This is a genomic window from Nocardia sp. NBC_01377, assembly GCF_045040005.1.
Lineage (GTDB): Bacteria > Actinomycetota > Actinomycetes > Mycobacteriales > Mycobacteriaceae > Nocardia > Nocardia noduli.
This window is the reverse complement of the sequence record NZ_CP109566.1, coordinates 4092966-4118828: the sequence shown is the minus strand read 5'-3', so window position 1 is coordinate 4118828 and position 25863 is coordinate 4092966. Positions and strand designations below refer to the sequence as shown.

23 protein-coding genes are annotated in these 25863 nt (G+C 66.9%); 16 read left to right on the top strand and 7 right to left on the bottom strand.

Features of this window, described 5'->3' with window-relative positions; genetic code table 11:
- The first annotated feature begins 20 nt into the window (after nt 1-20).
- The 14 genes from OG225_RS19025 to OG225_RS18960 all read left to right on the top strand — a co-directional run bounded on the left by OG225_RS19025 (nt 21) and on the right by OG225_RS18960 (nt 14056).
- The gene (locus tag OG225_RS19025; protein WP_216908817.1) at nt 21-923 is read left to right on the top strand and encodes an ABC transporter permease; all 903 of its coding nucleotides are present in this window, start codon (nt 21-23) and stop codon (nt 921-923) included.
- Nucleotides 923-1777, top strand: coding sequence for an ABC transporter permease (locus tag OG225_RS19020; protein ID WP_405182896.1), 855 nt, complete (start codon nt 923-925; stop codon nt 1775-1777). The genes OG225_RS19025 and OG225_RS19020 overlap by 1 nt, the downstream gene beginning before the upstream one ends.
- A gap of 6 nt (nt 1778-1783) precedes the next feature.
- Complete coding sequence (locus OG225_RS19015; RefSeq protein WP_405182895.1) at nt 1784-3046, top strand: MlaD family protein; 1263 nt, start codon at nt 1784-1786, stop codon at nt 3044-3046.
- The gene (locus tag OG225_RS19010) at nt 3043-4086 is read left to right on the top strand and encodes an MCE family protein (protein WP_405182894.1); all 1044 of its coding nucleotides are present in this window, start codon (nt 3043-3045) and stop codon (nt 4084-4086) included. Before OG225_RS19015 ends, OG225_RS19010 begins: the two co-directional genes overlap by 4 nt.
- Nucleotides 4086-5141: an MCE family protein gene (locus OG225_RS19005; protein WP_405182893.1), complete on the top strand. Its 1056-nt coding sequence runs from the start codon at nt 4086-4088 to the stop codon at nt 5139-5141. Before OG225_RS19010 ends, OG225_RS19005 begins: the two co-directional genes overlap by 1 nt.
- Nucleotides 5138-6244, top strand: a complete 1107-nt coding sequence (locus OG225_RS19000; RefSeq protein ID WP_216908800.1) for an MCE family protein — start codon at nt 5138-5140, stop codon at nt 6242-6244. Before OG225_RS19005 ends, OG225_RS19000 begins: the two co-directional genes overlap by 4 nt.
- Nucleotides 6241-7344: an MlaD family protein gene (locus OG225_RS18995; protein ID WP_216908798.1), complete on the top strand. Its 1104-nt coding sequence runs from the start codon at nt 6241-6243 to the stop codon at nt 7342-7344. The genes OG225_RS19000 and OG225_RS18995 overlap by 4 nt, the downstream gene beginning before the upstream one ends.
- Complete coding sequence (locus OG225_RS18990) at nt 7341-8648, top strand: MlaD family protein (protein ID WP_405182892.1); 1308 nt, start codon at nt 7341-7343, stop codon at nt 8646-8648. The genes OG225_RS18995 and OG225_RS18990 overlap by 4 nt, the downstream gene beginning before the upstream one ends.
- A gap of 46 nt (nt 8649-8694) precedes the next feature.
- Nucleotides 8695-9390, top strand: coding sequence for a hypothetical protein (locus tag OG225_RS18985; protein ID WP_216908788.1), 696 nt, complete (start codon nt 8695-8697; stop codon nt 9388-9390).
- Between the two features lie 114 nt (nt 9391-9504).
- Nucleotides 9505-10782 carry a cytochrome P450 gene (locus tag OG225_RS18980; protein ID WP_405182891.1) on the top strand — a complete coding sequence of 426 codons (1278 nt, stop codon included), beginning with the start codon at nt 9505-9507 and terminating at the stop codon, nt 10780-10782.
- A 71-nt stretch (nt 10783-10853) separates the two neighbouring features.
- The gene (locus tag OG225_RS18975) at nt 10854-11693 is read left to right on the top strand and encodes a mycofactocin-coupled SDR family oxidoreductase (protein WP_405182890.1); all 840 of its coding nucleotides are present in this window, start codon (nt 10854-10856) and stop codon (nt 11691-11693) included.
- Nucleotides 11694-11830: 137 nt separating this feature from the next.
- A complete protein-coding gene (locus tag OG225_RS18970; RefSeq protein WP_216908782.1) occupies nt 11831-12715 on the top strand; it encodes an LLM class flavin-dependent oxidoreductase in 885 nt (294 codons plus the stop codon).
- Nucleotides 12712-13614: an acyl-CoA thioesterase gene (locus OG225_RS18965; protein ID WP_405182889.1), complete on the top strand. Its 903-nt coding sequence runs from the start codon at nt 12712-12714 to the stop codon at nt 13612-13614. Before OG225_RS18970 ends, OG225_RS18965 begins: the two co-directional genes overlap by 4 nt.
- Before the next feature lie 25 nt (nt 13615-13639).
- Nucleotides 13640-14056 (top strand): DUF427 domain-containing protein, encoded by a 417-nt coding sequence (locus OG225_RS18960; RefSeq protein ID WP_405182888.1) that lies wholly within the window; start codon nt 13640-13642, stop codon nt 14054-14056.
- 87 nt (nt 14057-14143) lie between these two features.
- Here OG225_RS18960 and katG read toward each other — a convergent pair whose 3' ends face one another.
- Both katG and OG225_RS18950 read right to left on the bottom strand, forming a co-directional pair.
- Nucleotides 14144-16372 (bottom strand): catalase/peroxidase HPI, encoded by a 2229-nt coding sequence (gene katG, locus OG225_RS18955; protein WP_216908776.1) that lies wholly within the window; start codon nt 16370-16372, stop codon nt 14144-14146.
- A 38-nt stretch (nt 16373-16410) separates the two neighbouring features.
- Nucleotides 16411-16848: a Fur family transcriptional regulator gene (locus OG225_RS18950; protein ID WP_216908774.1), complete on the bottom strand. Its 438-nt coding sequence runs from the start codon at nt 16846-16848 to the stop codon at nt 16411-16413.
- Between the two features lie 285 nt (nt 16849-17133).
- Here OG225_RS18950 and OG225_RS18945 point away from each other — a divergent pair, with 285 nt between their 5' ends.
- The gene (locus OG225_RS18945; protein WP_405182887.1) at nt 17134-17991 is read left to right on the top strand and encodes a DUF1206 domain-containing protein; all 858 of its coding nucleotides are present in this window, start codon (nt 17134-17136) and stop codon (nt 17989-17991) included.
- Nucleotides 17992-18052: 61 nt separating this feature from the next.
- Here OG225_RS18945 and OG225_RS18940 read toward each other — a convergent pair whose 3' ends face one another.
- The 4 genes from OG225_RS18940 to OG225_RS18925 all read right to left on the bottom strand — a co-directional run bounded on the left by OG225_RS18940 (nt 18053) and on the right by OG225_RS18925 (nt 21487).
- A complete protein-coding gene (locus OG225_RS18940) occupies nt 18053-18316 on the bottom strand; it encodes a hypothetical protein (protein ID WP_405182886.1) in 264 nt (87 codons plus the stop codon).
- 42 nt (nt 18317-18358) lie between these two features.
- Complete coding sequence (locus OG225_RS18935; protein WP_405182885.1) at nt 18359-18769, bottom strand: alpha/beta fold hydrolase; 411 nt, start codon at nt 18767-18769, stop codon at nt 18359-18361.
- A 124-nt stretch (nt 18770-18893) separates the two neighbouring features.
- Complete coding sequence (locus tag OG225_RS18930) at nt 18894-20261, bottom strand: NtaA/DmoA family FMN-dependent monooxygenase (RefSeq protein WP_405182884.1); 1368 nt, start codon at nt 20259-20261, stop codon at nt 18894-18896.
- A gap of 11 nt (nt 20262-20272) precedes the next feature.
- Nucleotides 20273-21487 carry an LLM class flavin-dependent oxidoreductase gene (locus OG225_RS18925; RefSeq protein WP_405182883.1) on the bottom strand — a complete coding sequence of 405 codons (1215 nt, stop codon included), beginning with the start codon at nt 21485-21487 and terminating at the stop codon, nt 20273-20275.
- Nucleotides 21488-22088: 601 nt separating this feature from the next.
- Here OG225_RS18925 and OG225_RS18920 point away from each other — a divergent pair.
- On the top strand, nt 22089-23879 hold the full coding sequence (locus tag OG225_RS18920; protein ID WP_405182882.1) for an alpha/beta fold hydrolase: 1791 nt from the start codon (nt 22089-22091) through the stop codon (nt 23877-23879).
- A gap of 51 nt (nt 23880-23930) precedes the next feature.
- Here the strand turns inward: OG225_RS18920 and OG225_RS18915 are convergent, their stop codons facing one another.
- A complete protein-coding gene (locus OG225_RS18915; protein WP_405183298.1) occupies nt 23931-25805 on the bottom strand; it encodes an alkyl/aryl-sulfatase in 1875 nt (624 codons plus the stop codon).
- Nucleotides 25806-25863 lie beyond the last annotated feature (58 nt).

The window sequence follows — 25863 nt, the reverse complement described above, 5'->3', positions numbered from 1 at the left end:
TGAGAGTTTCGAGATCGAAGATGACTCACCAAGAATCCGATGTGCGCGAAAGCGCCGTCGGTGTGGACGGTGGCGTCGACCAGGATCCACCGCCCAGGTGGGCGACTCGGGAAATTACCGGATGGTCGCGCGGATACCTTCGGCGTCACCCCGTCACCGCACTGGAAACGGTGGGTGGACAGTTCGTTCTCGGCGTGCGCGCCGTCCAGTACCTGTGCGTCGACATCGTCACCGGGCGCTTCGCCTTCGCCGAATTCATCAGGCAGTCGGCGTTCATGGCCTCGGCCGCGGTGCTGCCGACGATTTTCGTCGCGCTTCCCATCGGTGTCACCCTGTCGATCCAGTTCGGGCTGCTGGCCGGACAGGTCGGCGCGACATCGCTGGCGGGTGCCGCGAGTGGTCTTGCGGTGATCCGCCAGGGCGCGCCGATGGTCGCCGCGTTGCTGATGGCCTCAGCGGTCGGCTCGGCGGTGTGCGCGGACCTGGGGTCGCGCAAGATCCGCGACGAGATCGACGCGCTCGAGGTCATGGGGGTATCGGTGGTGCGGCGCCTGGTCGTGCCGCGCCTGGCCGCCGCCATCCTGGTCGGCGTCTCGCTGACCGGCATCGTCTGCTTCGTCGGCTTCCTCGCCGGCTACCTGTTCAACGTGTTCGTCCAGAACGGCGCGCCCGGAAGTTTCGTGGCGACCTTCGCGTCGTTCGCGACCGTGACCGATCTCTGGCTGACCCTGTTCAAGGCCGTCATCTACGGCGCAATCGTCGCCGTCGTCGCCTGTGAGAAGGGGTTGTCCACCAAGGGCGGCCCCGCGGGCGTCGCGAATTCGGTCAACTCGACCGTGGTCTCCTCGATCCTGCTGTTGATGACGATCAACGTGGTCGTCACCCAGTTGGCGATGATCCTGCTCCCGAGGCAGGGCCTCTGATGGCCGCGACCTACTACCCGCCCGGGACTTATGCGCTTGTGCGCACCGCCCGGAACCTGGGCACCGCGATCATGCGCCTCGGGCACATGTTGACCTTCCTCGTGCGTGCTGTGGCCTCGATTCCGGTGATGCTGCGCCAGTACCGCAAGGAATTCCTGCGCATTCTGTCCGATGTCACCTGGGGCAACGGCTCGATCGTCGTCGGCGGCGGCACCGCGGGTGTCATCATCGTGCTCGGCGCGGCGGGCGGGGCGATCGTCGGGCTGGAGGGGTACAACGCATTGCACCTGCTCGGGATGGAACCGACCATCGGTTTGATCGCCTCGACGGCGTCCACCCGTGAACTGGCCCCGATCATGGCGTCGCTGGCGTTCGCGGCGCAGGCGGGCTGCCGCTTCACCGCGCAGCTGGGCGCGATGGGCATCGCCGAGGAGATCGACGCGATGGAATCGATGGGTATCCGCTCGATCCCGTATCTGGTCTCGACCAGGTTGCTCGCCTCGGTGCTTGCCATGGTTCCGCTGTACCTGGTGTGCCTGGCGGTGAACTACATCGCGGTGCAGGTCGTCGTGAACGTGTCGGGTGGACTGTCCGCCGGTACCTACCAGCACTATTTCCAATTGGTTCTCAACGGTCCCGACATCGTGTACTCGCTGATCAAGGCGATCGTCTTCGTCGTTCTCACCACCACGATCCAGTGCTACTACGGCTTCTACGCCGCCGGTGGACCCCAGGGGGTCGGCATCGCCGCCGGGCGCGCGATGCGCGCCGCGATCTCGCTGATGATCGTGGTCAATCTGCTGCTGACCATCGCCCTGTGGGGCATCGGCGCCAGCGCACGGCTGGGGGGATAGGAACCGATGTCGGTACTGTTCGAAAAGGACGGGCGCGGACCTTCGCCGCTGGCGTTGTTGCTGCGCGGCGTGGTGCTTCTGGTCGCCGCCGGGCTGGTGGTGTCGTTGCTGCTGATCAAATCGACGGGTGCCTTCGACGACAAGGTCGAGGTCACCGCGATGCTCGATCAACTCGGTGACGGCCTGCCCCCGCGTTCGGATGTCAAGTTCCGCGGTCTGCTGGTCGGCACCGTCGCGTCGGTCGAACCGGCGACCAACGGCGGCCGCAATCGGGTCCTGTTGCAGATGGATCCGGCGTCGCTGGGCAGAATTCCGCGTTCGGTCACCGCGCGGGTCGTGCCGAGCAATGTGTTCGCGGTGTCCTCGATCCAACTGGTGGACAACGGTCCCGCGCCCGCGCTCAGCGCGAGCGCCGAAATCGCCCAGGACAAGAGCCTTTCCACGATCCAACTCCAGACCGCGCTGACCAAACTGCGCGAGATCATCGCCAGCACCGCGCGTCTCGGGAGCAGCAATACCGTCGGCGTTCTCGCCGCGGTCGCCGAGGCCACCGACCGGCGCGGCGCCGATATCGTGGCCGCGGGCACTCAATTGGACCGCATCACCAAGGAATTCGACGCGCTGCTCACACCCGACGGCAGTACGCCGACGCTGACCCTCATGGCCGACGCGGTGCGCGGTCTGAACGCTTCCGCGCCCGATCTGCTCGACGCGCTGCACCACGCGGTGACGCCGATGCGGGTATTCGCCGAACAGGACGAACAGCTCGTTTCGCTGATCTCCGCAGGTAACAACACCCTGGCGTCGGTCAATGGAACCCTGGACCGGAGAACCGACCAGATCGTCACTGTGACAGAACAAATGGGTCCGGTCCTCGACGTGTTCGCCAAGGGCTCGCCGTCCTTCACGCCGATCGTGACGACGATCAGGAAGATGTCGGACAAGTGGTACCAGGAGTTCTGGAACTCCGACAGTCCGCGCGGCCGCGGCAAGTTCCAGTTCCGCTTCACCCCGCACACCCTCTACACGCGGGCGGATTGTCCGCGATACGGCGACATGGCCGGTCCGAGTTGCGCGACCGCGCCCGACGTCATTCCACAACAGGAGTTGCCGGCGACCATGGACCCGCGGAACTTTACGGCGCCACCAGACCTGCCCGCCGACCTCCAGGAATTCCTGCGCCGCGCGCTCACCGGTGAGGCGAACGGAGCCGAGTCGATTCTCGGCTCGCTGCTGGCCGACGGTCCGCTCACCGGGGGTGCGCGATGAACCTGCGCAAACCGCTGATCGGCGTCAGCCTGTTCGTCGTTGTCTCCTTCCTGCTGATCTGGATCACCTACGTCACCCTCGACCGTGGCATCAACAGCGAAACCCATTCCTATTCGGCGGTTTTCACCGATGTGACGGGGCTGCGGGCCGGTGACGACGTGCGGATGGCCGGTGTGCGGGTCGGGCGCGTGGACAAGATCGAGTTGGACGGCGACAAGGCGAAGGTGAATTTCCGCGTCGAGGTCGATCAGAAGCTCTACGGCAATACCAAGGCGTCGGTGACGTATCAGAACGTCATCGGTCAGCGGTATCTCGGATTGTCGCTGGCCGACTATCACGCGCCGCAGCAGTTGCGCCCCGGCGACGAGATCGGGTTGGACCACACCGAACCGTCGTTCGATATCTCCGCGCTGCTCAACGGTTTCGAGCCGCTGTTCGGTGGGCTCGATCCCAAGCAGGTCGACAATGTCACCGAAGCGCTGATCCGGGCGCTGCAAGGCGACAACACCTCCCTGGTATTGCTCATCGAACAGGTGTCTTCGCTGGCCCAATCGCTGGCGGGACCGGACCGGGTACTCGGTTCGGTGATCACCAATCTCAACCATGTCGTCGGGGATCTCGCGGTGCACAGCGACGAGGTGAGTTCGCTCATCACCAGTTCCCGCTCGATTGTCGAGGGGTTGTCGAAACATCGCGAGGAACTGATGGGAACGCTCACCAACGTGAGCGGCATGACCACCCGGATGGCCGAGGTGGTCGGGGGCATCCAACCCGACCTCGACGAATTGCTCTACCGGGAACCGGGTTTCACCCGCCATTTCATGGAGAACAAGAGCGAGTTCGCCTACCTCGGGTTCAATCTGCCCGCCCTGATGAAGGGGCTTGCACGGGTCAGTCAGCAGGGCGCGTTCCTCGACACCTACCTGTGCGATATCAACGCCACGTTCCTGCCCTCGCTGTCCGAACTCGTTCCCACCATCGTCGGCATGGCATCGGCCACCGGCAAACCGCAATATTCTCCGACCTGTCAGGTGAATTGATGAGTCCGAAAGATCGCGCGCGTCGATCCGCCGTGGTGCTGCGTCGACCACTGGAAGAACATCGCAAGGTGGTGCTGGGCTCGGTGGCGCTGGTGTTGCTGGCCGCGATGCTCTTCGGCGCGGTGGGATTCACCCGACTCGGTGTGGGCACCGAGGAATACGAGGTGGAATTCGCCCAGGCCGCCGGGCTCAGCCCGGGTGACTCGGTCACCGTCGCGGGAGTTCCGGTCGGCACCGTCACATCCCAGCGGCTGGCGGGCGACCACGTCGTCGTGCGGCTGACCGTCGAGAATTCGGTCGCGCTCGGTGCGGAGACCAGGGCGTCGATCAAACTCACCACCCTGCTGGGCGCGCGCTACGTCGAATTGCGTCCCGGTGGCACCGGATCGGTCCCGGATCGTCGGATCACGTTGAACCACAGCGCCGTTCCCTACGACCTCCAGGAAGCGCTGGACAACGCGACCGTCACCTTCGATCAGATCGACGCGGGCCAGATCGGCCGATCGCTGGACACCCTCGCGACCCAGCTCGAGGGCGTGCCGTCGGTACTGCCCGGTCTGCTCGGCAATATGCGGTCGCTGGCCACGATCGTCGGTGACCGGCGCGGCGAACTGACCGCGCTGCTCGCGGGCACGGAACGTCTGACCACGGTGGTCTCCGAACAGCAGTCCGATCTCGGGCAGATCATGACCCAGGGACGCGACCTGCTCACCGAGGTCGTCGCCCGGCGCGACGCGATCCTGCGGCTGATGGAGGGCACCCGGCAGCTCACCGGCCAGATCCGTGACCTGGTCGGCACCGACAGGGCCCAGGTCGACGAACTCCTCACCGGGTTGAACGGCCTGCTCGACACCCTGTCGCGCAACGACGAACTGCTGCGCAACCTGCTCGAGGTCCTGCCGGTTCCGATCCGCAATTTCACCAATGCCTCCGGTACCGGTAAAGAGGTCGACTTCACCTCGTTGGCGGGGCCGATGATCGACAGCTGGATGTGCGCGATCAGCAGCCGCGCCACGCAGGCCAACCTCCAGCCCTATCGCGAGGACTGCCGATGAACGTCAGAAGTGTGCTGAGTCGGGTCGTGGTCGTCGCGGCGATCGGCGCGATCGCCGGATGCTCCGGCAGTGTCGCCGGACTCGGCGACTCCACGAAAACCGTTGTCGCCGACTTCGACAACGCCGCGGGACTCTACGTCGGCAACTCGGTGGCTGTCCTCGGCATGCCGGTGGGCAAGGTCACCGCGATCGAGCCGCACGGTCCCGTCGTCGAGGTCACGATGGAAATCGACGACGATATCGCCATTCCCGCCGGCGCTCGGGCGGTCACGGTGTCCACCTCGGTGCTGACCGACCGGCACGTCGAATTCACGCCGGCCTACCAGGGCGGTCCCGCGCTGGCCGACGGGGCCCGAATCGGGATCGACCGGACGAAGACACCCGTCGAATTCGATCGCCTGCTCGGCGCGGGGGAGCGGATGGCAGGTGAGCTGTCCACCGAGAATCCCTCCGACGGCCCGATCGCGCAGTTGCTCGCGGTATCGGCCACCATCGCCAGCGGCAGCGGCCCGCAGATGCGCGAGACGATGGACGAACTGGCCACGGCGTTGCGGATGGGCGACGACGGCGGCGCGCAGGTGCGCGAATCGATCACCCGCATCGTCGAACAGTTGTCGGTACTGGTCCGCGCGGCCTCCGACAACGACGCGGTGATCCGGGAATTCGGCACCGCCACCGGCCAATTGGGTGATGTGCTGGCCCAGCTCGATATCGGGTCGGGTTCGACCGGCGCGCAGATCAACGACATCATGGCCCAGACGACGGCCCTGCTCACCGACAACGCCGACGAACTGCGCGCGACGCTGTCCAACGCGAGCACGGTGACCAAGGCGCTGGCCGACTACCGGACCCAGCTGGCCGAATTCATCGACGTGACGCCACTGCTGCTGAACAACGCCTACAACGCGATCGACTTCGAGCATCGAGGGGTGCGGGTGCACGCGATGCTGGACAAGGTCTTCTTCGACGGACAGCTCATCAAAGAGGTCTGCAACATCCTGGGATTGCGCCAACTCGGCTGTGCCACGGGAACTCTCCAGGATTTCGGACCGGACTTCGGTCTCACCGACATGCTGACCGCGATGTCGAGGATGGGGCAATGAGCACACGTGACAGACGCGCCCGCGTGATCGCCCTGGCGGCGATGGCGCTGGCCACGAGTACGGCTTGTTCGGTAGGTCTGGGTGATCTGCCGCTGCCCGCGCCGGGCGGCGGCAGCAACAGCTACACGATTCACGCCGACTTCGCCAACGCGCTGAATCTGCCCGCCAAGGCGAAGGTTCGGCTGTCGGGAGCCGAGGTCGGTGAGGTCTCGGCGATGGCGGTCCGCGACTACAACGCGATCGTCACGATGAGTATCGAGAAGGGGGTCCGGTTGCCGCTGGGCACCCGCGCCGAACTGCGGACCGCGACCCCGTTGGGTGATGTGTTCGTCTCGCTCACCGCACCCACCGACGCCACCGACGTGACCCCGATCCTGCGCGACGGCGACAGTATCGCGCGCGACGCGACCGCCGCGGCCGCGACCATCGAGGAATTGCTCACGACCGCGTCACTGCTGGTCAACGGCGGGGCCATTCGCAACCTGACCAATATCGTCAACGGTCTGGGTCGGGCGGTGGGGGATCGAGGCGATCACGTCGCCGCCCTGATCGAACAATCGACCCGGGTGGTGCAGGCGCTGGCCGCCCGGTCGGAGGACATCCGCACGACCCTGACCGAGATCGACCGGCTCACGGCCCGATTGCACGAGCAGGCGGGCACCATCGACGATCTGGTCTTCGCGACCGGTCCGGCCCTTGCCGTGGTCAAGGACAACGCGGATCAGGCGCTGGCACTGGTGCGACGGGTGGACGAGATCAGCGGTCAGCTGATGCGGTTCCCCGGCTTGAACGGCAGCGAGGGCATGGTCGCCGATATCAACCGGATCGCGGCCGAACTCAACGCCGCCGCGACCGATCCCAACGCGAGCGTGGCCGCCATGAACGCGATGCTGGGTCCGGTCATCGCCATCACCAACGGAACCGCCGCCAGTGTGGACGCCGACGGTCAGGATCTCGCGATCGGCGCGCTCCCGGATGTGAACCACAGCGGCGATCCGCTCAGCCGGATCCCGGACGGTTCCGACTGGCAGGCATTCGTCGGCACCTTGACCTACACCCTGCTCAAGTTGCAGGCGCAGATCACCGGGGGCCGACGATGACTACCTCCACTCGCGCGGGCGGTTCCGGCGTGAACCCTGTCGAACTGCTCGCCCGCGCCACGGTGACGACCGTTCGCGTCGCCAGGCAACGCCGCAACGCGCTGTCGGCCGTCGCGCTGGTTCTGCTGATCGTGGTCGGCAGCGGCTACCTCGTCTTCGGGGCGCTCGGCGCCGATCCGACGGCGACGACGATGAAGGTCCGCATCCATCTGGCCGATTCCGGCGGTCTGCTGTCCGGGCGCGAAGTCAGCCTGCGCGGTGTCCCGATCGGCAAGGTCGAATCGGTGGAGCTGAGCGATACCGGGATCGTCGCGGTCGCGGAGGTCGACGCCGACACTCGCGTGCCCGCCGACAGCGAGGTCCGGGTCGCGGGCCTGTCGATGGCGGGCGAGCAGTACCTCGATTTCCGCCCGACCCACGACAACGCCCCCTACCTGCGCGACGGCGCCGAGATCGCGGTCGGGCAGACCTCGACGCCGACACCGATGTGGAAGACGCTCTCGTCGCTGGATACCGCGCTGGCGCAAGTGAATCCGGCCGATCTGGAAGCCATCGTCAAGGAACTGGGCGTGAGCCCCGAGGGACCGGGCAAACTCGCGGATATCGTCGACGGCGGAGTCTTCCTCATCTCGACCCTGGATTCGGTGCTCCCGCAGACGGTGAGCCTGCTGAAGGACAGCAAATCGCTGCTGGCCACCATCGATGACTTCGGCCCCGGCCTGCGTACCTTCGCTCAGAACGCCGAGAGCGTCATGAGCGGAGTCGAGGCGAAGACCGGCGGATACGTCGAACTGCTGGGAGCGGCCCCTGGCACCTTGCGCGCGTTCGATGCGGTACTGGCGCAGAACGCCGGGACCGGAGCCGACCTGCTGGCGAATCTGGCGGTGGTCGCCGATGTCACCGGTAAACGCGTTCCCGCCTTCCAGGAGTTCTTCTTCCCCACCGAGCGCGCCGGTTCCACGTTGGACGGAATCATGGTGGCGTTCCACGACGGCGGGATCTGGGGTCTGGTGAACCTCTACCCGCGCTACGTCTGCGATTACGACCTGCCCCGGCAGGCTCCGTCGCGGCCGGATTTCCCGGAGCCGTACCTGTACACGTACTGCCCGAACAACGACCCCTCGGTACTGATCCGCGGCGCGCGCAACGCGCCGCGTCCGCCGGGGGAGGAGATTCCCGGCGCTCCGCCGCCGGGAGAGCCCGCCGACAAGCGGACGGCGCCGTCGCCGACCGGTCCGGAATCACTTCCGCTGACCTTCGGCGGTCCATCACTGCCGCCCGCCCCACCCGCGCCGAAGCGATGAGGCGAAGGCAGTCCATGCAAGGAATAACCACACGCGAGGAAACACTATGAGCGACAACGACACCGGCAGCTCCGTCGCGACGAAGGAGAAGTCCGAGGGCGCGACCGCCGAGACCGAGGCGACCGGTCAGGACAGCGAGGCGACCGCAGCTACGGTGGTGCTGGACAAGCCCGCCGCGGCGAAGGTCTCGGACACCGAGGCCGCCGAGCCGCCGACCGATGCCGATGCGTTGCCGCCCACGGCCGGTAAGTTCTCACGGCTGTCCCTCGTGATTCGTATCCTGATTCCGCTCGTCTCCCTGATCGCCATCGTGGCACTGGTCGCGGCCGGTGTGCTCGGCTGGAAACTGAAGCAGGAGCGCGACATCGACGCGGCGGGCGAGGCGGGACTGGCTGCGGCCCGCACCTACGCTGTCACCCTGACCAGCGTCGACTCGAGCAAACTCGACGGTGATTTCGCGGCGGTCCTGGACGGATCGACCGGCGAGTTCCGGGATATGTACACCCGTTCCAGCGGACAGCTGCGCCAGCTGCTGCTGGAGAACAAGGCGACCGGCAAAGGCACTGTGCTGGACGCCGCCATCAAGTCGGCGACCGAGACCAAGGTCGAGGTTCTGCTGTTCATCGATCAGACGGTCACCAATTCGGCGTCGGCCGATCCGCGAGTGGATCGCAGCCGGGTCGTGATGACGATGGAACTGGTCGACGGCCGCTGGCTGGCCAGCCGCGTCTACCTGCCCTGATTCGGAGCGAATCGGCTGGTAGTGCGGTTGCGCACTCATGAGAATGAGATTCCCACAACTGAATAATGATGTTATCCTTCCACTGGTTGCTTCGATATTTCAGGAGTTCCGCACATGACTGATTTCGATACGGTCGATTACTTCACCGACCAATCCCTGGTCCCGGATCCGCACCCGTATTTCGATCACATGCGGGCGAAGTGCCCCGTCACGCAGGAGCCGACCTTCGGCGTGTACGCGGTGACGGGTTACGAGGAAGCGGCCGAAGTTCTGAAGAACTCCGCCGAGTTCTCCTCGGCGATCGCGGTGGGCGGTCCTTTCCCGCCCCTGCCGTTCGCCATCGAGGGTGAGGACATCACCGGTCTGATCGAGCAGCACCGCAGCCAGCTGCCGATGTACGAGCACATGGTCACGATGGACCCACCGAATCACACCTACGCGCGTTCCCTACTCAACCGGCTACTGACGCCCGCCCGGTTGAAGGAGAACGAGGACTTCATGTGGCGGTTGGCCGACCGTCAGATCGATGAATTCATCGCGCAGGGCAAGTGCGAATTCCTCGCCTCCTACGCCAAGCCGTTCTCGCTGCTCGTCGTCGCCGATATGCTCGGCGTCCCGGAGGAGGACCACGAAGCGTTCCGCATCGTGCTCGGCGCCGCCGGGCCGGGCACCCAGGTCGGCTCGCTGGACAACGAGATCGTGGCGAGCAACCCGCTGGAGTGGCTCGACGAGAAGTTCAGCGCCTACATCAGTGACCGGCGCGAGAACCCGCGCGACGACGTGCTCACCTCGCTGGCGCTGGCGAAATATCCGGACGGCTCCACCCCCGAGGTCATCGACGTCGTGCGTTCGGCGACGTTCTTGTTCGCCGCCGGTCAGGAGACCACGGCGAAACTGCTGAGCGCGTCGCTGCGGGTGCTGGGCGACCACCCCGAGGTGCAGGCGCAGTTGCGTGCCGACCGCACCTTGATCCCCGCCTTCATCGAAGAGACCCTGCGCATGGATTCGCCGGTCAAGAGTGGTTTCCGGCTGGCCAAGCGGGCGACATCAATCGGTGAGACCGAGATTCCGGTCGGCGCGACCGTCATGGTCTGCCCCGGTGCGGCCAACCGTGATCCGCGCCGGTTCGACAACCCGCACGAGTTCCGTCTCGACCGGGCGAACTTCCGTGAGCACATGGCATTCGGACGTGGCGTGCACTCCTGCCCCGGCGGCCCGCTGGCCCGCGTGGAAGGCCGAGTCTCCATCGAGCGGATCCTGGATCGGCTCGGCGACATCGGCGTCGACGAGGAGAAGCACGGTCCCGCCGGTGCGCGCGACTACACCTACGAGCCCACGTTCATCCTGCGCGGACTCACCGACCTGAACATCACGTTCAACGCCAATTCCTGACATCACCAACGAATTTCCCGTGGCGGTTCACGTCGACCGCCACGGGCACGACGACGAATAGAGGTATAGATATGAGCGGACGGGTAGAAGGAAAGGTCGCCTTCATCACGGGTGCGGCGCGTGGTCAGGGTCGTAGTCATGCGGTGCGTTTGGCGCAGGAGGGCGCGGATGTCATCGCGGTGGATGTGTGTGCGTCGGTCAGTGGTACGGATTTGATTCCGTCGTCGACGCCGGAGGATTTGGCCGAGACGGCGGAGTTGGTGAAGGCGCAGGGGCGTCGGGTCGTGACCGCGCAGGTGGATGTGCGTGATTTCGATGCGTTGTCGGCTGCTGTGGCCGGTGGTGTGGAGGAGTTGGGTGGGCTCGATATCATCGTGGCCAATGCCGGTATCGGTAATGGTGGTCAGACGTTGGATCAGTTGAGTGAGGCCGATTGGTCCTCGATGATCGATATCAATCTGGCGGGTGTGTGGAAGTCGGTGAAGGCGGGTGTGCCGCACCTGTTGTCGGCGGGTAGGGGTGGTTCGATCATCCTGACCAGTTCGGTGGGTGGTATCAAGGCGTATCCGAATACGGGTCATTACATCGCGGCCAAGCATGGTGTGGTGGGGTTGATGAAGACGTTCGCGGTGGAGTTGGGTCAGCATTCGATTCGGGTGAATTCGGTGCATCCGACGAATGTGAATACGCCGATGTTCATGAACGAGGGGACGATGAAGTTGTTCCGTCCTGATCTGGAGTCGCCGGGTCCGGAGGATATGTTGCCGGTGGCGCAGTTCATGCATGTGTTGCCGATCGGGTGGGTGGAGCCGGTCGATATCAGTAATGCGGTGTTGTTCCTGGCGTCGGAGGAGGCTCGTTACATCACGGGTTTGCAGATGACGGTGGACGCGGGCAGCACCCTCAAGTAGGAGCAGTACGCACAAATCTCGACGATTTCCGGGGCGCGCCGCGCGTCCCGGAATTCGTTCGTTCACAGGCATATTCGTGAAACGGTCGGCCGGGCGCCCGGTCGCGCCGCTTCTCCGGAAGGGAATGGAGGCACACTGTGCGTTTCGGACTGTGTGTGCCGTGTCTCGGTGAATTCGCCGATCCACGGCGGGTCGCCGAATTGGCCCGGCGCGCCGAGGAATCGGGCTGGGACGGCCTCTACGTGTGGGACCACGTCGTCTTCCCGTTCGGAGCCGTCGAAGTGGCCGACCCGTGGGTGCTGCTGACCCTGGTCGCCGCCGCGACCGAGCGAATCTCCTTCGGCCCCTTGGTGACTCCGATCGCGCGGCGCCGGACCGGGACGCTGGCCAGGCAGACGACCTCGCTGGATCGACTCTCGAACGGTCGCCTCGTCCTCGGCGCGGGACTCGGGTTCACGCTGGAGGCCGAATACGGCACCTGGGGCGAACCGATCGAGCCCCGTGAGGTCGCGGCCCGCCTCGACGAGGGCCTGGACCTGCTCACCGCGCTGTGGTCCGGCGAGCGGGTCGATTTCACCGGCGAGCACCTCACCGCCACCGATGTCACCTTCCTGCCGACGCCGGTCCAGCGGCCACGCCCGCCGATCTGGATCGGCGGCAACTGGCCCAGTCGCGCGCCCCTGCGCCGGGCGGCGCGCTGGGACGGTTTCGCCCCGATGATCATCGGACCCGACGGTTCCTTCGCGCCGACCCCCGAGATCGTCGGCGAGATGATGCGGATCATCGGCGCGCATCGGGAGAGTTCGACACCGTTCGATATGGTCGTGACAGGCCGGACTCCGGCCGACCGGTCCGCCGAAACCGTCGACAAGGTCGCCGCGGTCGCCGCGGCGGGCGCCACCTGGTGGCTGGAGGGTTTCCATCCCGGACCGGGCGAGTACGAGCAGGCGTTACGCCGAGTAGAGACCGGCCCGCCGCGCGAGTTCGCGGCCACCGGGCCCAGTGAGGAGCAGTCCGCATGACCGAAACGGCGCGAGAGCACGCCGCCGTGACCGACGACGGTCCCGACCTCGAATCGTCGGTCCAGCGCATCCTCGACATCTTCGATGTCCGGCCCGCGGGCGAGAACGCCTTCACCGGCACCAGCGACGGCGGCTCCCGCAAGGTGGTCGACGGCACCCAATTGCTGGCCCAGTCGATCGTGGCTGCCGCGAAACTGCTGCCGGGCAAATCGATTCGCTCGGCGCACGTCGTCTTCGCGCGTGCCGCCGACGCCGACCTGCCCGTCGAATTCGCCGTCGACATCACCCACGAGGGCCGATCCATCGCCTGCGCGGAAGTGGTGGTGCACCAGGGTGCGCGCCGCTGCGCGTCGGTGACGATCCTGGCCGACGTTCCGTCGCCGGATGTGATCCGCCACCACGTGCCGCGTCCCGCCGTCGCCGGTCCCGAGGAGGCGATCGAGGCCTGGATGCCGATGACGGGGCGTCGACTGCGGATCGTCGATGTCGCCGACGTGAACGATCCGCACGAGGTCGGCCCGCCCGAACTGCACGCCTGGCTGCACTACGATCCGATCCCCGAGCGCGACGATCTCGCCAAGGCCCTGCTCGCGCATTTCACCGGCCACCTGTCGGTGTCGACGACCATGCGCGCGCATGCCGGAGTCGGCACCAGCCAAGCGCACCACACCATTTCGACCGCGGTGATGAGCGTGACGGTCAGCTTCCACGAACCACTCGGCTGGGACGGCTGGTTGCTCTACTCCCACGAGAGCACCCAGGTGGGTTCCGGAATGTCCTACGTCCGCGGCCTCGTGCACACCGAGGACGGCAGGCTGATCGCCTCGTTCACCCAGGAAGCGCTCATCCGCCCGCTCGCAGGCGATGTCTCCGCCATCCCCGCCTCGGCACGGCTCTGAGCACCCGTACGGAAAGGACCATCCGATGAGTTCACCATCGCTGCAACCCTCCGCCTTCGACGAGCGACCCGACTACCGCGTGGACATCCATCGACGCCGCAACCTGGTCACCGCCCACCTCGGCGATCGGCTGATCGCCGAGACCACCCGTCCGCTTCTGGTCGACGAACAGGACCACGGCCTGGTCTTCTACTTCCCCCGCGAGGACGTGAAAGTCGAACTGCGCCCGGACGAGTCGGTATCGACCCGCTGCCCCTTCAAGGGCCAGGCCAGCTACTGGCGTTTCGACGGCGACGGCGAAACCCCGCTGTGCTGGAGCTACGACGACCCCATCCTCCAGGTAGCGCGCCTACAGAAGCACGTCGCCTTCTACCAGGACACCCTCCACGTCCGCCTCGGCGTCGCCACCCCCGCCGTCGCCGGCTATCCCCCCAAGAGCTGACCCGCGCGGGCGGGCTGCGCTGCTCCGCCACGCGTTCTCGCCGAAGACCACGACAACCCCACGCGCACGGGGTTGTCGTGTGTCGGATCAGGCCAGGTCGTACCGGTCGAGTTCGGAGACCTTCACCCACGCGCTGACGAAGTCGCGGACGAACTTCTCCTTCGCGTCGTCGGTGGCGTAGACCTCGGCCAGCGCTCGCAGTTGCGAGTTGGAGCCGAAGACCAGGTCGGCCCGGCTGCCGGTCCACTTGACCGTGCCGGAGGCGTCACGGGCCTCGAAGGTTTCGGCGTCCTCGGAACTGCCCGAGACCGGCGACCACGTGGTGTCGAGATCGAGCAGGTTGACGAAGAAGTCGTTGGTCAACGTCTCCGGGGTGTCGGTGAGAACGCCCAGCGTGGACTGCTGGTAGTTCGCGCCGAGCACCCGCAGGCCGCCGATCAGGACCGTCAGCTCGGGCCCGCTCAGGGTGAGCAGGTTCGCCTTGTCGACCAGCAGGTATTCGGCGGGCAGCCGGTTACCCTTGCCGAGGTAGTTGCGGAAACCGTCGGCGACCGGCTCGAGCGCGGAGAACGACTCCACGTCGGTCTGCTCCTGGGTGGCATCGGCGCGGCCCGGGGTGAACGGTACCTCGATCTCGAATCCCGCACTCGCGGCGGCCTTCTCGACCGCGGCCGCGCCACCGAGCACGACGATGTCGGCGAAGGAGATCCTGGTGCCGCCCGACTGCGCGGCGTTGAAGGCCTCTTGGACGCCCTCGAGCGTGCGGATCACCTGGGCGAGCTCGTCGGGCTCGTTGACCTCCCAGCCGATCTGCGGCTGCAACCGGATCCGGCCGCCGTTCGCGCCGCCGCGCTTGTCGCTGCCGCGGAACGACGAGGCCGCCGCCCACGCGGTCGAGACCAGTTGCGACACGGTCAGACCCGAGGACAGGATCTGGTTCTTGAGGGTCGCGATGTCATCGGCTCCGACGAGATCGTGACTCACCGCGGGGATCGGGTCCTGCCAGAGCAGGGTCTCCTGCGGGACGAGCGGGCCGAGGTAGCGCACCACCGGACCCATATCGCGGTGGGTGAGCTTGTACCAGGCCTTGGCGAACTCGTCGGCGAACTCCTGCGGATGGTCGAGCCACCGGCGGGTGATCTGCTCGTAGATCGGGTCGAAACGCAACGCGAGGTCGGTGGTCAGCATGACCGGCGTGTGGGTCTTCGTCGCATCGTGGGCGTCGGGCACGGAGCCCGCTCCCGCGCCGTCCTTGGGGATCCACTGCCACGCGCCCGCGGGGCTCTTGGTCTTCTCCCACTCGTAGCCGTACAGCGTTTCGATGAAACTGTTGTCCCAGGCCTTCGGGGTGGGCGTCCACGCGCCTTCCAGACCGCTGGTGATGGCGTCCTTGCCGACGCCGGTGCCGAAACTGCTGCGCCAGCCCAGTCCCTGCTCCTCGAGCGGCGCGGCTTCGGGCTCGGGACCGACGAGGTCGGCCGGACCGGCGCCGTGGGTCTTGCCGAAGGTGTGCCCGCCCGCGATCAGCGCGGCCGTCTCGACGTCGTTCATCGCCATCCGGTGGAACGTCTCGCGGATATCGATCGCGGCGGCGAGCGGATCCGGATTGCCGTTGGGGCCTTCGGGATTGACGTAGATCAGGCCCATCTGGACCGCGGCGAGCGGGGCTTCGAGATCGCGGTCGCCGGAGTAGCGTTCGTCACCGAGCCAGGTGTGCTCGGGACCCCAGTAGACGTCCTCCTCGGGCTCCCATTGATCGACCCGGCCGCCACCGAAACCGAAGGTCGTGAAACCCATGTCCTCGAGCGCGACATTGCCCGAGTAGACGAACAGGTCGGCCCACGACAGTTTGCTGCCGTACTTCTTCTTGACCGGCCACAGCAGACGCCGCGCCTTGTCCAGGCTGGCGTTGTCCGGCCAGCTGTTCAGCGGCGCGAACCGCTGCATGCCCGCGCCCGCGCCGCCCCTGCCGTCCTTGATGCGGTAGGTGCCTGCCGCGTGCCAGGCCAACCGGATGAACAGCGGGCCGTAGTGGCCGTAGTCGGCGGGCCACCACGGCTGCGAGGTGGTCATGACATCGATGATGTCCTGCTTCACCGCGGCGAGATCGAGGGTCTTGAACGCGGCGGCGTAGTCGAAATCCGCGCCCATCGGATTCGCGACGGCCGGATTCTTCTGCAGGATCTTGAGGTTGAGCTGGTTGGGCCACCAGTCGCGATTTCCGCCGCCCTCGGTGGGGTGCGCGCGCAGGCCGGAGATCACCGGGCAGCCGGGCTCGGTGTTGGCTTCCGCTATCGGCGGATGTTCCTCGGGCATGGCAATTCCTTCCGAAAAAGGGTGTGATCAGGCTGTGATCACATCCGTGATGTGGTGCAGCCGGGGCACAGGCCCCAGTAGATAACTTCGGCTTCGTCGAGCTGGAAACCCTCGAAGCCGTTGTCGTCGGCGGCGTTCAGGCAGGGTGTGTCGCCGACGGCACGGTCGACGTCGACGATGAGCCCGCAGGAACGACAGATGAGGTGGTGATGGTTGTCGCCGACCCGCGACTCGTAGCGGGCCGAGGAGCCGGACGGCTGGATCCGTCGCACGAGTCCGGCGGCGGTCAGGGCGTGCAGCACGTCGTACACGGCTTGCCGGGACACCCCGGTCAGCGCCGTGCGGACGACTCCGTAGATCGTGTCCGTATCCGCGTGCGGGTGCGTGCGTACCGCATCCAGCACGGCGATCCGGGGCTGGGTCACACGCAGGGCAGCCGCTCGCAACTGCTCTGGGTAATCCGGCGTCGTGGACACCCTGACACTATGACTCGCTTTTCTGGAATGAGTCAAGAGTTTGTCCGATTCGATTTTTAGGAGAGAGGGGATACCCGGTCCTCGCCGGTTCATCCGTCGGGGCGACGCCCGATCGGATCGTATCGAAACACCGCGTGCCTGTGCGGGTTTCGAGGTGAGGTCCCCGGGTATTCGCCGATCGTTCACCTCGATGGGAGCGAAGACGCGGAGAGCCCGCGCTCCGATCGGCAGGCCCCCGTGGGCGCGGTGCGCACCCCCCCACCGCTATTTCCGGAGGAAAGCGATATGAGTCGAATCACAACTTCCATGACGTCGAGCGGTTCGTCGTCCTCGCGGGTCGGCGTGTCCGCGACCGCGGGGCGGCTTGCCCGCAACGACACCTTCGAGCGATTCGCCCGCGCGGGTTTCGTCATGACCGGCATCGTCCACCTGCTCGTCGGCTATATCGCGATCCGGCTCGCGCTCGGCGGCGAGGGCGGCTCGGCCGACCAGTCCGGCGCCATGGCCGAACTGGCGCGGAAACCGGGCGGCACCTTCGTCCTGTGGGTGGGCGCGGTCGCGTTCGTGGCGCTCGGCCTGTGGCGGCTGATCGAATCGGCGATCGGCAGCTCGTCCAAACCCGAGCCCGACAGCAAGAAGTCGCTGGCCTTCCATCGCGGCAAGGCCTTCGCCGAGGCGGTGCTGTACTTCGTGTTCGCGGTTTCGGCCGTCGCCTTCGCGCGCGGCACCGGCAAGTCCAGCGGCGAACAGAACGCGGGCATCACCGCGCGGCTCATGCAGAATACGGCTGGCACGATCGTCCTCGTCCTCGGCGGTCTGGTCATCATCGGTGTCGGCGGCTACTACCTGTACAAGGGCGCCACCCAGCGCTTCGTGAAGGATCTCGACGGTGGCGCGGGCTCGGTCGCGCGCAGGCTCGGCACCGCCGGATATCTCGCGAAGGGCACGGCGGTCGCCGGTATCGGTGTACTCGTGATCGTCGCGACCACGAGGTCCGAGCCGGACAAGGCCTCGGGGCTCGACGGCGCGTTGAAAACCCTCGGCGCGCAGCCCTACGGCGTCTTCCTGCTCATCGCCGCGGGCCTGGGCATCATCACCTACGGTCTCTACAATTTCGTCAGGGCCCGACACGCGAAGATGTGAGTCCTCGGACACGGCATCGCGGGCGTGCCACCGAAATCGGTGGCGCGCCCGCGGCTTTCGATCACCGCGAGCCGCCGCCCCCGTGCGCGCCGTCGACGCGCGAGACGATCGCCGCCGCCAGTAGATCGGCGGCCTGCTCGGGAATCCAGTGACCGACGCCGCTCAGCTCGACGAATTCGTAATCGCCCGTGAGGTGCTCGCCGCACCTCGCCGCGGCTTCTCCGGTGACCGCCGTGTCCTCGTCGCCGAAAGCCAGCCGCAATGCCGCCCCGCCATCGGCGAGCAGGAGTTCCGCGTCGAGGTCGCCGTCGTCTATCGAGGTCATGTACCCCGACAGTTCGCGTTGTCGCGGGTCGTGTTCCATCGACTACGCGAAGGCCGCGGGATGCGGCGCCGAGACCGCGGTCAGCGACGCGACGAGTTCGGGGTGCTCGGCCGCGACCGCCCAGGCCACGATGGCGCCCCAGTCGTGTCCGACCAGGTGCACCCGCCCGGCGGGCAGTGTCGCGCACAGCCCGAGCGCGTCGTCGACCAATTCGCCGAGGCGGTAGGCGTCCACCTCGGACAGCCGCGCGGTCGGCGAATACCCCCGTTGATCCGGGGCCAGTGACGCGATGCCCGCCGCCGCCGGCCGTCGTGCCACGTCGGTCCACGAGGCCGCGCTCTGCGGGAAGCCGTGGAGCAGCAGGGCGTAGGCCGAGGCGTCGCCCGCGGGCGTCTCGTAGACGGTGAACCGGTGCTTCCCGGCCTGCCGCGGCGTGGGCGTCGTTGCTGTCACGTCCACAGGTCAGTGTCACCCGGGCCGAAATGTATACACCTGTCCGGATAACTGTATGGTCAACGGCCGAACGGTCGCGGCTCCGTTCATCGGGGATTCCGAATACCCGGAGCCGCAGCCGAACTCAGGCGTCGGACGAGACGCTGACCGTCGAGCCGACCCGGGGGAGTCCCAGGTTGTCGCGCAGGGTGGTTCCCTCGTAGTCGGCGCGCAGGACGCCGCGATCCTGGAGCAGCGGCACCACCTGGTCGACGAATTCGTCCAACCCGGTGGGCACCAGATGCGACCCGAGAATGAAACCGTCGGAACCGTCGTTCTGGACGAACGCGTCGATCTTCTCGGCCACCTGGGCCGCGGTGCCGACCAGCGGACCGCGCTCGAACTGGTCGATCACCACCTCGCGCAGGGTCAGCTTCTTCGTCTCGGCGACCTGGCGCAGTCGCTCGACCGTCGCGAACCGGTCCTGGTGGACGAAGGCGCGACCCCGGATGATCGGCGGGGCTTCGGGATCGGGGTCGATATCGGGGACCGGACCCTCCGGGTCGTAGCCGGACAGGTCGCGATTCCAGATCTGCTCCAGCAGGATCAGCGCGGTCCGGCCGGTGACCTGCTCGTTGCGGACGGCGTGGTATTTCTCGACGGCGTCGGCCTCGGTGTCGCCGAGGACGAAACTCGCCGACGGCAGGATCTTGATGTCGTCGGCGGCGCGTCCGGCGGCGACGGCGCGCGCCTTGATGTCGCGGTAGAAGTCCGCGGCCTCGGGCAGCTTGCCGTACGGGGAGAAGATGGCGTCGGCGTTGGCCGCGGCGAAATCGCGGCCCTGCGGCGAGACGCCCGCCTGGAGGATCACCGGCCTGCCCTGCGGACTGCGCGGCACCGTGAACCGGCCGGAGATGTCGAACTGGTTGCCGTGGAAGGCGAATGCCCCGGCATCGGCGCGGGCCAGGAACCGGCCCGATTCCTTGTCGGCGACGATATCGTCGGCATCCCACGAATCCCACAGGGCGCGAACAGCCTCGAGCGTCTCCTCGGCGCGCACGTAGCGGTCGGCCGGATCGAGGAAGCCGCCGCGACGGAAGTTCTGGCCGGTGAACGCGTCGAAGGAGGTCACCACGTTCCAGGCGGCCCGCCCGCCGGACAGGTGATCCAGGCTCGCGAGCTGGCGTGCCAGCTCATAGGGCTCGTTGAAGGTGGCGTTGATGGTGCCCGCGAGTCCCAGATGTTCGGTGACGGCGGCGATCGAGGCCAGCACGGTGAAGGTGTCGGGCCTGCCGATGATGTCCTGGTCGAAGATCTCGCCCGCGCGTTCGCGCAGGATGAGTCCCTCGGCCAGGAAGAAGAAATCGAATTTGCCGCGTTCGGCGGTCCTGGCGGTGTGTTCGAAACTGCTGAAATCGATCTGGCTGCCCGCCTCGGGATGCCACCAGGCGGTGTGATGGTTGACGCCGCCGAGGTAGGCGCCGAGGATGACCTGCTTACGTGGGGTGCTCACGGTGACCTCGCTCAGACAGTCGTGTAACGGTTGGGTGCGGTGGCGGACAGGCCGAGCAGCGAACGCAGCGACCCGTCCGGGTAGTCGGCGCGGAACGCGCCGCGCCGCTGGAGGGCGGGGACGAGCCGGTCGGCGATGGCGGTCAGGTCGTCGACGGCGACGCCGGGGCGCAACCGGAATCCGTCGGCGCCCCGTGCGCTCCACTCGAGCAGCAGGTCGGCGAGATCGTCCGCGCTTCCGGTGAAAATCGCGGCATCGGAGGAGAATGCGCTTCCGGAGAGTTCGTCCAGACGTGCCAGGCGCTGCGCTCCCGACCCGTCGTCGGTGTCGAGGAAGACGACGAGATCGGGGTAGACCCGCAGCGGTTCGCCGCCGCGTTCGGCCCGTGCCGAGGCCGCCGCGACCTGTTCCACGACGGGACCGGGCCCGGCCCCGCGCCCCGGGGTCACGAACACCACATCCGCGACGCGGGCGGCGAATTCGTAGACCAGCGGGGAATGGGCCAACGCCGTCACCACCGGCTGCCCCTGGAGCGGACGCGGGGTGATGGAGGGGCCGCGCACGCTGAAGAAGCGGCCTTCGAAATCGATGTAGTGCAATTTGTCGCGGTCGATGAAGCGCCGGGTCGACACCTCGCGGATCTCGGCGTCGTCCTCCCAGCTGTCCCACAGTCGGCGCACCACCTCGACGGCGTCCACGGCTTCGCCGAACAGATCGTGCACGTGGGCGGGATAGACACCGGAGCGCAGCGCTTCGCCCAGTTCGGCGGCGCTGAGATCGGGCACGGTCCGTCGCCCGAAATGCGCGGCCTCCTGCGCGGTGCCCGACACCCGCACCTGCCAGCCCGCTCGGCCGAGCGAGGTGTAGTCGAGCGTCGCCAGCGCCTTGGAGACGTGGAACGGTTCGGTATGGGTGGTGGTCACCGTCGGTATCAGGCCGATCCGGCGCGTGACGGGGGCGACGCGCGCCGCGATCAGGTGGGCGTCGATCCTGGCCCGCACCCGGTCGACGGCGTCGTCGGCCTGCGTGTGCGGCGGCCCGGGAATCGTCAGGGTGTCCTCGATGGTCACGAAGTCGAGCAGTCCGCGCTGGGCGGTGGTGACCAGGTCGGTCCAGTAGCCGGGACCGAACAATTCGGCGGGACGTGAGTTCGGCGCTCGCCAGGCGGCCGGATGCCAGCCTGCTCCGTCGAGCGCGACGCCGATATGGAGTGGGTTCGGTGCCATCGTCTCCCGTTTCTGTGCTGCGTGAAGGCTGTGTCACTCAACGCGCGAATCCGCGCGTCCCGGGGTCGCGCTCGCGGCCGCTGCCGGGAGGTCCGCGTCGTCGCACGCGTCGTCGCGTCGCGCCGACCCGTTCCGCCTGGCCTTTTGCCGGACGAGGACACCGGCGCGGTTCTCGTCGACGAGACTGTCAACCGTTGAAATCAGGTCGATCGCGGGGAAATACGTTGTCCCCGAGTGGAATCGGATCCCAGTCTCCGAAGGCGGATATTCGCCACGGCCCCGGATCACGGCGAGCGCGACCGGTGCCCGTGTCCATGTGTTCGACCCGACGTCGTCCGTGCGGGCCACGGACCGGCGCGAGGCGAAATCCGCCCGGAATTCACGCGCGCGCCGTCGGTTTCATATCCCTCGATTTCCGTAATTCGAGTCGGTTCGGCAATTCCCCGTAATCGTCGAAACAGTTCCGGAGAAAGCCATTCGAGATCGTTATACGCCCACGATCGAAACAGCGGGCGGTCCTTTCTCGACCATGTCAGGCTTTCTCGTGGCGCACGTTGACGAAGACCGAAAAAACACTGGCACGTCACGGAAGGAGATAGTTTTGGCAAAAGAGGATTCCCGCATCGGAATCACCGCCGAACAGGTCGCTCGTATCTCCGAACACGGCATGTGGGACGCCGACGGTTCGGTCCGGCCCGAGGCGGTGCGGATGGCCGCGACCCTGGTCGACGCGGTCCGGGCGCGCAGTGCCCAAGGGCGGGTGCCCGACGAACTCGGCGATGTCGTCGAGCGGGCACTGAACATGGTCGTCCCGACCTTCCACCGCATCCCCGGCGCGAACGGTGTCGGGCTCTCGGCGCACATGTTGCAGCAGATCACCACTCGGCCGTGTCCGCTGGTCGTCATCCCCGCCGGGTGGACACCGGTGGGCTGGCCGCTGTTCGAGTACGCCTATCTCACCCTCGCCCTGAAGGGCTACCACGTGGTGGCCTACACCCCGCGCGGCATCGGCTGGACCACCTTCCCCGGGACGAACAAGCCGTGGATCGGCACCTCGGAGGGCACCGTCGACGTGGCGGGACCGCTCGACCGCGAAGACGGGCGCAAGGTGCTCGACTTCGCGATAGAGGCCCTCGCGCCCAGCAGGGTCGCGTTCTTCGGCGAGTCCTACGGTTCGGGCATCAGCCAGTTGGTCGCCGCCCAGGACGACCGGGTCGACGCGGTCGTCGCGTTGAGCACCTGGGGCAATCTGGCGACCAGCCTCTACGACAACGGAACCCGTCACACCAGGACCGTCGCCGCGCTGCTCGATCTGACCGGTGGCGACCGCGCGGACAAATTCGACGCCGACACCCTCGAGATCCTCACCAGGTTCGAAGAGGGCGGCGATATGGATCCCGTCGTCGAATGGGGTGAGGAACGCTCGCCGGAGAACTACGTCGGCGGCGCGGGTCCGGTGCCGACCTTCTTCTGCAACACCTGGCACGAGGGCCTCTTCCCGCCGAATCAGATGCTGCGAACCTTCCAGAAGCTGACCGGACCCAAGCATCTGAGCATGTGGATCGGCGATCACGCGGTGCCGGAGGGCCCGGGCCTGATCGCGCCCTCCCTCACCCCGAACGTGGCCCTGCGCGAGGCCTACGCCTGGCTCGACCACTACCTCATGGACGAGGACAACGGCGTCGACACCTGGCCGGAGGTCACCAACCAGGTCATGTTCACCTACGTGACGACTCCGGCGGGCGACAACGGCGACCACGTCATCATCGAACCGGCTCGCCGCGAACAGAAGCGGTCCTGGTCGGCGGTCACCACCGATACCGAGACGCTGATCCTGACCGGTGCGCACGGCAGCGGTGACGGCGCGCTGCTGCCCGAGGCCACCGCCGACACCACCGGGTGGCGGCGCAGTTTCTCGGTGGGCAAGGAACCCGAGATCGTCGCCATGGACGCGATTCTCGGCACCGGGCAGCGGGAGTGGGAGGGCAATCCGAAGCCCTACCGGGTCGACGAGATCGACCGCGGCCACGCCCTGGTGTGGTCGACCGAACCGTTCGCCTCCTCCCGGCGCATCCGGGGAATCCCGAGGGTTCGGCTCGGCATCGACAGCACCGAATCCGCGGCGACGGTAATCGCGTATCTGCTCGACGTCGACGCCGACGGCGTGGGCCGGATGATCACCCACGAACCGATGACGGTCTCCTCGGGGCTGCCCGCCACCCCCGTGTGGGAAATGCAGGCCGCGGCCTACGACATGTCTCCCGGCCACCGCCTGATGGTGGTCGTGGACAGCAGGGACCCGCACTACTCGACCGACAACATCCTCGACGCGACGATCACCGTCGGATCCTTCGACGGCGCCGCGTGTTTCGTGGAGATTCCGCTCGGCTGACACGCTCGTGGCCCGGATCCCTCGAGGATCCGGGCCACGGTGCGTTCGTTGTCAGGGAACGACGATCGGGAACTGCGGGTCGGGGGTATCCAGCAGGTCCACCAGCGTTTTCAGCACCGCCGGATCACCGTCGACGCCGATGCCGTCGAGTCCCTTGCCCACCAGCAGTTCGAGCAGTTGCTCCTTGGTGAGGTGCAGCGTCAGATCGGCCGCCCCCCGCAGCGGAGCCGCGGTGGTGTGCGCGCGGTGGGTGAGCGCGCCGTTGGACAGGGTGAGCCGGATGACCTTGCCCTCGTCGAGGAGATCCCAATCCATGGTCAGCGGCGAATCGGCCGCGCGCGGACCGTCGACGCGGACGGCGAGGGAATCGATGATCATGTCGACGGGCAGGGCCGCCAGCATCTCGGGGCCGGCGGTGTTGATATCGGTCGGTGTCGTGCCGTTTCGCAGTTCGTGCGCGCCGACCAGGTAGAAGTTCCGCCATGTCCCGTTCTCGGCCCCGCTGCCGAGGCGCTGGTACACATCGGCCAGTGCGCGCTTGGCGTCGTCGTTGCCGGGTTCGGCGAAAACCGCGTGGTTGAGCAGGGTCGCGGCGAACCGCAGATCACCGTCGTCGGCGTAGGCGCGGCCCTTGGCGACGATGGCGTCGATCCCGCCGTAGTCGGCGACGTAGCGCTGCGCCCGCGGAACCGGGGGATGCTCCCACAGATGCGCGGGATTGCCGTCGAACCAACCCATGTAGCGCTGATAGATGGCCTTGATGTTGTGGCTGGCCGATCCGTAGTACCCGCGGTTGGCCCACAGACTCTCCAGCGCGGACGGGAAGGTGAGTTCCTCGGCGATCTCCGAACCCGTCAGGCCCCTGTTGGTCAGGCGCAGCGTCTGATCGTGCATGTAGGCGTACATGTCGCGCTGTCCGGCGAGCCATGTCGTCCAGTTGTCCCGCCCCCAGGTCGGCCAGTGGTGGGAGGCGAACGCGACATCGGCCTCGTCCGCGAACATTCCGATCGTCTCGTCGAGATACTCCGCCCACACGCGCGAATCACGCACGAGCGCGCCGCGCAGCGTGACGATGTTGTGCATGTTGTGGGTGGCATTCTCGGCCATGCACAGCGCGCGGCGATCGGGGAAGAGGAAGTTCATCTCGGCGGGCGCTTCGGTGCCGGGGGTCAACTGGAAGACGATACGGACCCCGTCGATCACTTCCTCCTGCCCGGTATGGGTGATGTCCACGGTCGGCGGGACCAGGCCGACGGATCCAAGGGAGGTGGTCATGCCGAGACCGCAGCCGATCTGTCCGTCGGGCCCCTTCCCCAGCCCGGCTCCGTACATGAAAACCGCGCGCCGGGTCATCGCGTTGCCCGCGTAGACGTTCTCGCTCACGGCGTGTTCGAGGAATCCCTCGGGGGCGAGGACCGGCACCGCGGCGTGTCCCGGTGGGATGACACCGCGGACGCCGCCGAAATGGTCGGCGTGCGAGTGGGTGTAGATGACGCCGGTCACCGGCCGGTCACCGCGATTCTCCCGGTAGAGGGCCAGCGCCGCGGCCGCCGTCTCCGCGGAGATCAGCGGATCGATGACGATGACGCCCTTGTCGCCCTCGATCACCGTCATATTGGACAGATCCAGGTTGCGCACCTGATAGATACCTTCGGCGACCTCGAACAGACCCTGTTCGTTGCACAATTGGCCCTGCCGCCAGAGGCTGGGATTCGCGGTCGGGGGGCATTCGCCGTTCAGGAAATCGTAGGCCTGCCCGTCCCAGATCACCCGGCCGTCGGAGGCCTTGATCACCGCCGGTTCCAATGCCGCGATCAATCCGCGGGTGGCGTTGTCGAAATCGGTCGTATCGTCGAAGTTCAGCGATGCGCTCATATATTTCCTCGTTTCCGAATATGTCGACTTCTCGCGGACGAATACGGCGATGTGGGCCACGGTAGGGAATCGGCGGGTCCGGCGTATCACCCCCGGTGGGTGATACGCC